Origin of the sequence: Pseudomonas sp. NPDC098747, from assembly GCF_044760045.1 — a bacterium.
Lineage (GTDB): Bacteria > Pseudomonadota > Gammaproteobacteria > Pseudomonadales > Pseudomonadaceae > Aquipseudomonas.
Map to the genome: position 1 here is coordinate 58,497 of NZ_JBIWAL010000013.1, position 6,780 is coordinate 65,276.

Below are 6,780 nucleotides of genomic sequence, written 5' to 3' on the forward strand. Positions count from 1 at the left end.
CGATGACGACCGGTCGGTCACTGGCTACAGGCTTTGGCCCGTCTCGCTTTGCGGGTTTTGTTGGCCCCATTGGGGCGAAAAGTTTCGATGAAATTAAGATCTGGAGCAGTTTGGCAACCGGATCGGCTTGTGTATGCTCCGTCAACGTTTCGGGCGCACGCCCCCCTTATAAGAACAAGAACGTTGCCCATGACCCTCAGCGCCGAACTGTCGGGCCCCTCTGTGGAACCCCGGGTTATCCGCAAGCACTACGCCGTCGAGATGGCGGTCGAGCGCACGCGTCTGCTGTATCAGGGCTCTTTATTGCCCACCCTATTCATGTTGATCAATGGTCTGGTCTGTGCCGGTTTGCTCTGGAGTCCGCAGCGCTACTTCGTGGTCAGCGTCTGGCTGGTGTGGTTGTTGCTGCTGGTGGCGTTGCGCGTGATTCAAGTGGCCGCGTTCGATTCAGCAATCCCCGATCGCCAGGCCCAGCCGATCTGGCGCCGAATGTTTCTGCTTGGCTCGACGATGACCGGCCTGACCCTGGCCGGTGCCGGCATCGCACTAGTCCCTGCCGATAACTTCATGCAGCAAGCCTGGGTATTCGGCCTGATCGGCGCCGCGACCCTGTCGGCCAGTGTCGCCTACGCAGTGAGCCTGCCGGCATTTCTGTCCTTCACCTTGCCCTGCTTGCTGCCGGCGATCGGTTATCTGTTCTGGGGCGGTGACGAGCAGGCGCGCGGCTGGGGTTGGCTCGGGCTGATTTTGCTGGGATCGCTGAGCGTGGTGGCTTGGCAGGTCAATCGTCTGATTGATCGTGGTTTGCTGCGGCGCTTCCAGAATCAGCACCTGATCGAGCATCTGCAACAGACACAGGCGCGCAGCGCGCAGCTCAATCACGAACTGGCTACGGAAATCGACCACCGGCGCGGCGCCGAGGGCAAGTTGCGCGAAGCTCAGATCGAGCTGGAACACCGCGTCGCCCTGCGCAGCCGGGAGCTGGACGCCGCCAATCAGGCCTTGAGCAAAAGCGAAGCACGCCTGGCGCTAGCGTTGAAGGCCAGTGAGTTGGGGCTGTGGGACTGGAATCTGCAAACCGACGAAGTCCACCACACGCAGATTCATGAACTGTTCGGCCTGGCCCCGGAATACGTCACGGCGATTCTGCGCGACCTCAAGCCGCGCTTGCACCCCGAAGATGTGCCACCACTCAAACAGGCGTTGATCGAACATCTGAAGGGCCGCAGCGAGGACTATCAGATCGAATACCGCGTGCGTCACGGCGATGGCCATTGGGTCTGGATCGAGGATCGTGGCCGCGCCGTAGAGCGCAGTGAAAGTGGACGCGTGATCCGCATGGTCGGCACTCGCCGCGACATCAGCGCCAGTAAAAGCCTCGAAGAGCAGCAACGCCTGGCGGCAACGGTGTTCGAAGCGGCCAGCGAAGGCATTGTGATTTTCGACCCGAACTACGCACTGATCGCGATCAATCAGGCGTTCAGCCGGGTCACCGGTTACGACATTGATGAAATGCTCGGGCGCAACGTCGTCGAGCTACCCTGCAGTCGCGATGCCCGCCGCCACTACGTCGCCATCCGCACCGCGCTGGAGCAGCACGGAAGTTGGCAGGGCGAATTGGTGGAAACCCGCAAGAACGGCGAACTTTATCCGCAATGGTTACAACTCAATGCAGTGCGCGATAGTCGGGGAAATGTGAGCCATATCGTTGGTTTCTTCGCCGATCTTTCCGCGCGGCGTGAATCCGAAGAGCGCATGCGTTATTTGACGCATTACGACGAACTCACCGGCCTGGCCAACCGCTCGCTGTTTCGCGAACGTCTGCATGAAGCCCATCAACGGTTCCGGCAGGGCGGCCGGCGCAGTCTGGCGTTGCTGCACATCAATCTGGATCGCTTCAAATTGCTCAACGACAGCCTGGGCCATGAAGTCGCTGACCAGATGTTGCAGAAGATGGCTCGCCGGTTGGTTAACGCCTTGCCGGAAGCCGACACGATCGCTCGCTTATCCGGCGACGAGTTCGCTGTACTCTTCGATGCCTACGGCAACCTGTCGAGTCTGGCGCGGGTCGCCACGCGGCTGTCGGCCAAGCTGCGTCTGCCGCTGACCGTGGACGGGCACGAATTGGTAGTCAGCGCTTCGATGGGCATCAGCATGCTGCCGGACAACGCCCGCGAGATTTCTGCGCTGGTGAGCCAGTCGAACATGGCCATGCAACATGCCAAACATCTGGGCGGCAACAATTTCCAGTTCTATACCGACAGCTTGCAGGCCAGCACCCTTGAGCGATTGCAGCTGGAAAATCAGTTGCGCAAAGCCATCGATGAAAAACAATTGCAGGTGTTCTATCAGCCCAAGCTCTGCCTGGAATCGGGTCGCCTGAATGCGGCGGAAGCGCTGGTGCGCTGGGATCATCCGAGCATGGGTCAGGTGCCGCCGGGGGATTTCATCGGGCTGGCCGAAGAAACCGGATTGATCGGGCCAATCGGCGAATTCGTGCTGCGCCAGGCTTGCTGGCAAGCGTGCGAATGGCAGCGTCAGGGGCTCGCGCCGATTCGCGTTTCGGTGAACCTGTCGGTGCACCAGTTGCGCCAAGGCAAACTGGTCAGCCTTGTCCGTCAGGTGCTCGAAGAAACCGGGCTGGCGCCGCACTACCTCGAACTCGAACTGACCGAAAGTCAGTTGCTCGACAGCGTTGAACACATCATCGCGACATTCCAGCAACTGCGCGATCTGGGGGTCAAACTGGCCATCGACGATTTCGGCACCGGCTATTCATCACTGAGTTATCTCAAGCGCATTCCGGTGGATTACGTGAAGATCGACCAGTCGTTCATTCGCGGTTTGGGCGAGGGCAGTGAAGATGCGGCGATCACCCGGGCGATCATCGCCATGGCCCATGGACTGTCGCTGAAGGTGGTGGCTGAAGGGGTCGAGCGTCAGGAGCAACTGGAGTTTTTGCGCGCCGAACGTTGCGATGAAGTGCAGGGTTATCTGATCAGTCGACCTGTTGAAGCTGCTGCTCTGGCCGGGCTTCTGCGCGCCCAGGAAAACTCGCTTTAAGGGCTACATGCACGCCATCGCGCCTGATATGGGGACATGGAGTTACGCATTGAGCAGGCAAAAAGCCAATTCATGTAGTATAACTACAAGCTTGCTACATCCCCGACCATAAGAAGAGTCCAGCCCCTTGAATCTGCTGCAACACATTGCCCAGTCACGCCACCTGTTACGCAAGTCGGAGCTCAAGGTCGCCGATCACGTGCTGCTTGACCCTGCGGCAGTGATGCACAGTTCCATGGCCGACCTGGCCCACAATGTCGGCATCAGTGAGCCGACCATCGTGCGCTTCTGCCGCGCCATCGGTTGTTCCGGCTTTCAGGATCTGAAGCTCAAGCTCGCGCAAAGCCTGGCCGCCGGAGCCAGCTTTGGCCAGTTCGCGATCCACGAAGACGACTCCGTCGCCGATTACAGCCTGAAGATTTTTGACACCACGTTGCACACGTTGATGGAGGTTCGCGAGAGGCTCGATCCGGTGGAATTGCAGCGGGCGGTGACTTTGATGTCGCAGGCGCAGCGTGTCGAATTCTATGGCTTTGGCGCGTCGGGCGCGGTGGCAGCGGATGCGCAACACAAGTTCTTCCGCCTGCTGCTGACGGCGGCGGCCTACTCCGATCCGCACATGCAGGCGATGTCGGCGGTGACATTGAAGCCTACTGACGTGGCGATCTGCATTTCCCAGTCCGGGCGCTCCAAGGATCTGCTGATCACCGCCAATCTGGTGCGAGAGAGCGGTGCTTCACTGATCACTCTGTGCCCGAGCCAGACGCCATTGGCGGAACTGTCGACGGTCAATCTGGCGATCGATGTGCACGAAGACACCGAAATCTATACGCCGCTGACTTCGCGTATTGCTCACCTGGTGGTGATCGACGTGCTGGCGATGGGCGTGGCGATGGCGCGTGGTCCGAGCCTGGTCAATCACCTCAAGAGCGTGAAGCGCAGCTTGCGTAGCTTGCGGCTGTCCCCGAAAGCCGTGAAGGCGTTGGATGACTAAAGCAAGGTCGTTCCGACCTTAATCGCGGGCAAGCCCGCTCCCACAGGGATGGTGGTGTTCACAAATTTTGTGTTCCATACCGAAACCTGTGGGAGCGGGCTTGCCCGCGATGGCGTCCTGGATAACGCTGCTGTTCTTCGAAACTTTCATCTCTTTGTAACCCCGAAGCAGCCAAACCGTCATCCCTCGCGCCTATCGTGAAACTCCCGTAATCGCCTTGGGAGACTCGAAATGGCTCAGCCCTACGAAGAACGCAACAGCGCAGCGAAAACCCGTCGTCAGCAGGAAGATCAGCGCCGCATGGAATTTCGTCGCGCAATCGAAGACCGCTACGAACTTCGTCAGCTTCAGGCCGAAATCGGCGGTTTTCCCGAGGAAGTCGAACTCAACTATTGGCAGGCAGCACCGGTAGCTTCCCGTCGAAGCGCTCAACCAGCGCGCTGATCTGCACGCGCTCGCTGCGGATAAACGCCAGGAAGGCGTGCGCCACCGGTGACAGTCGTTTGGCTTTGGCTTGCACCAGGCACCAGCTACGCAGCAGCGGCAACTCCTCGACCGGCAACTCGACCAGACCGCCGGTCGCCAACTCAAGGTTCAGGGCGTGGCGTGTCAACAGCGCCAGGCCCAGACCCGCCGCCACGCATTCACGCTGCGCTTCCGCCGAGGCCACTTCCTGAGTCTGGGTGAAGTGCACGCGCTTCTCTTTGAAATACTCTTCGCACGCTAGTCGCGTACCTGAGCCGGATTCGCGGATCAGTAGCGTGTACGGTTCAAGGTCCTGCAAACGCAGAGGCCCCATATGTGCCAGCGGATGATCCGGGCGAGCCGCGGCGACAATCGGATTGTTGAGAAACGGCAGAAACTCCAACCCCATGTCCTGCGGCACCATCGACATGATCACCAGATCATCGCGGTTGTCGGAAAGACGCCGGATCACCTGCCCACGGTTGACCACGGTCAGTTGCAGATTCACTTCCGGGTTCTGGCGCTTGAACGCCGCGAACAGATGCGGCACGAAATACTTGGCGCTTGATTCCACCGCCAGTTTCAGTTGGCCCTGCAGCGAACCCTGCATGTCCGACAGCTGCATATCGAGGTTTTCCAAGCGCCCGAAAATGTCTCGACTGGCACGCTGAAGTGCTTCGGCGGCCTCGGTCATGTAGAGTTTTTTACCGACATAATCGAATAATGGCTGCCCGATCAGCTCCTCAAGCTGACGAATCTGTAGGCTGACGGCCGGTTGTGTCAGCGACATTTCCTCGGCTGCACGGCTATAAGAGCGTAAATCACACACTTCATTGAAGACCTGCAATTGACGCAATGTCATACGCATCAAGGACTTACGCATTCTGTTAGGGCTCTGAGCTCAGGCGGATGTTTCAACTATAAATGTTTACTTATGCCTGACCCAATTTTTATTAATTTTTGTTAATCCCTTGTGGGCGCTAGTGTGAGGCTGCGACTGAACTGAAACATTTGGTCACGCGTCGACCTGGGTCTAGCAGGTCGTGGTGCCACCGGCTCAAGGGAACCTCCAAGTGATAAAAAAGATCCTGATCGCCAACCGTGGTGAGATTGCCGTACGAATCGTGCGAGCCTGCGCCGAAATGGGCATTCGCTCGGTTGCGATTTTTTCCGACGCCGACCGGCATGCGCTGCATGTGAAGCGTGCGGACGAGGCCCACAGCATCGGTGCCGAGCCACTGGCCGGTTACCTGAACCCGCGCAAGCTGGTGAACCTCGCCGTGGAAACCGGCTGCGATGCATTGCACCCGGGCTACGGCTTCCTCTCGGAAAACCCGGAACTGGCAGACATCTGCGCCGAGCGCGGGATCAAATTCATTGGCCCGTCGGCAGAAGTCATTCGGCGCATGGGCGACAAAACCGAAGCGCGGCGCAGCATGATCAAGGCTGGCGTGCCGGTCACTCCGGGCACCGAGGGTAACGTGGCGGACATCGCCGAAGCCCTGACCGAAGGTGACCGCATTGGTTACCCGGTGATGCTCAAGGCCACCTCTGGTGGTGGCGGTCGCGGTATCCGTCGCTGCAACAGTCGTGAAGAACTCGAACAGAATTTCCCCCGCGTCATTTCCGAGGCCACCAAGGCCTTCGGTTCGGCGGAAGTGTTCCTCGAAAAATGCATCGTCAATCCCAAGCACATCGAAGCGCAGATCCTCGGCGACAGTTTTGGCAACGTCGTGCATCTGTTCGAGCGTGACTGCTCGATCCAGCGTCGCAACCAGAAGCTGATTGAAATCGCCCCGAGCCCGCAACTGACCCCGGAACAGCGCGCCTACATCGGCGACCTGTCGGTGCGCGCGGCCAAGGCTGTGGGCTACGAGAACGCCGGCACCGTGGAGTTCCTGCTCGCCGAGGGCGAGGTGTACTTCATGGAGATGAACACCCGGGTGCAGGTGGAACACACCATCACCGAAGAAATCACCGGGATCGACATCGTCCGCGAGCAGATCCGCATTGCTTCCGGCCTGCCGCTGTCGGTCAAGCAGGAAGACATTCAGCACCGTGGCTTCGCGTTGCAGTTTCGCATCAACGCCGAGGACCCGAAGAACAACTTCCTGCCGAGCTTCGGCAAGATCACCCGTTACTACGCCCCCGGCGGCCCCGGCGTGCGTACCGACACAGCGATCTACACAGTTTTGAAGAGAGTGGTGTTGTTATAGTGTTTGTTTATTCTTTTTGTTATCTTTGTTGGGTTTTTAATT

4 protein-coding genes and 1 pseudogene are annotated in these 6,780 nt (G+C 59.0%); 4 read left to right on the forward strand and 1 reads right to left on the reverse strand.

What is annotated here, in order from left to right:
- Nucleotides 1-189 precede the first annotated feature (189 nt).
- The 3 genes from ACIQVE_RS11105 to ACIQVE_RS11115 all read left to right on the forward strand — a co-directional run bounded on the left by ACIQVE_RS11105 (nt 190) and on the right by ACIQVE_RS11115 (nt 4,501).
- Nucleotides 190-3,063, forward strand: a complete 2,874-nt coding sequence (locus tag ACIQVE_RS11105; protein WP_402807851.1) for a putative bifunctional diguanylate cyclase/phosphodiesterase — start codon at nt 190-192, stop codon at nt 3,061-3,063.
- 127 nt (nt 3,064-3,190) lie between these two features.
- The gene (gene hexR, locus ACIQVE_RS11110) at nt 3,191-4,057 is read left to right on the forward strand and encodes a transcriptional regulator HexR (RefSeq protein WP_150688289.1); all 867 of its coding nucleotides are present in this window, start codon (nt 3,191-3,193) and stop codon (nt 4,055-4,057) included.
- A gap of 231 nt (nt 4,058-4,288) precedes the next feature.
- On the forward strand, nt 4,289-4,501 hold the full coding sequence (locus ACIQVE_RS11115; RefSeq protein ID WP_402807854.1) for a PA3496 family putative envelope integrity protein: 213 nt from the start codon (nt 4,289-4,291) through the stop codon (nt 4,499-4,501).
- On the opposite strand, the gene ACIQVE_RS11120 is transcribed toward ACIQVE_RS11115, so the two are convergent.
- Complete coding sequence (locus ACIQVE_RS11120) at nt 4,443-5,405, reverse strand: LysR family transcriptional regulator (protein ID WP_402807856.1); 963 nt, start codon at nt 5,403-5,405, stop codon at nt 4,443-4,445. The two genes, ACIQVE_RS11115 and ACIQVE_RS11120, sit on opposite strands and share 59 nt — an antisense overlap.
- A gap of 190 nt (nt 5,406-5,595) precedes the next feature.
- Here ACIQVE_RS11120 and ACIQVE_RS11125 point away from each other — a divergent pair.
- Nucleotides 5,596-6,716 (forward strand): annotated as a pseudogene (locus ACIQVE_RS11125) (acetyl-CoA carboxylase biotin carboxylase subunit); the annotation flags it as partial.
- Nucleotides 6,717-6,780 lie beyond the last annotated feature (64 nt).

What these genes read in the sequence shown, in the direction of transcription:
- ACIQVE_RS11120 (WP_402807856.1), bottom strand. Translation starts at nt 5,405, where the DNA reads ATGCGTAAGTCCTTGATGCGTATGACATTGCGTCAATTGCAGGTCTTC.
- ACIQVE_RS11115 (WP_402807854.1), top strand. Translation starts at nt 4,289, where the DNA reads ATGGCTCAGCCCTACGAAGAACGCAACAGCGCAGCGAAAACCCGTCGT.
- ACIQVE_RS11105 (WP_402807851.1), top strand. Translation starts at nt 190, where the DNA reads ATGACCCTCAGCGCCGAACTGTCGGGCCCCTCTGTGGAACCCCGGGTT.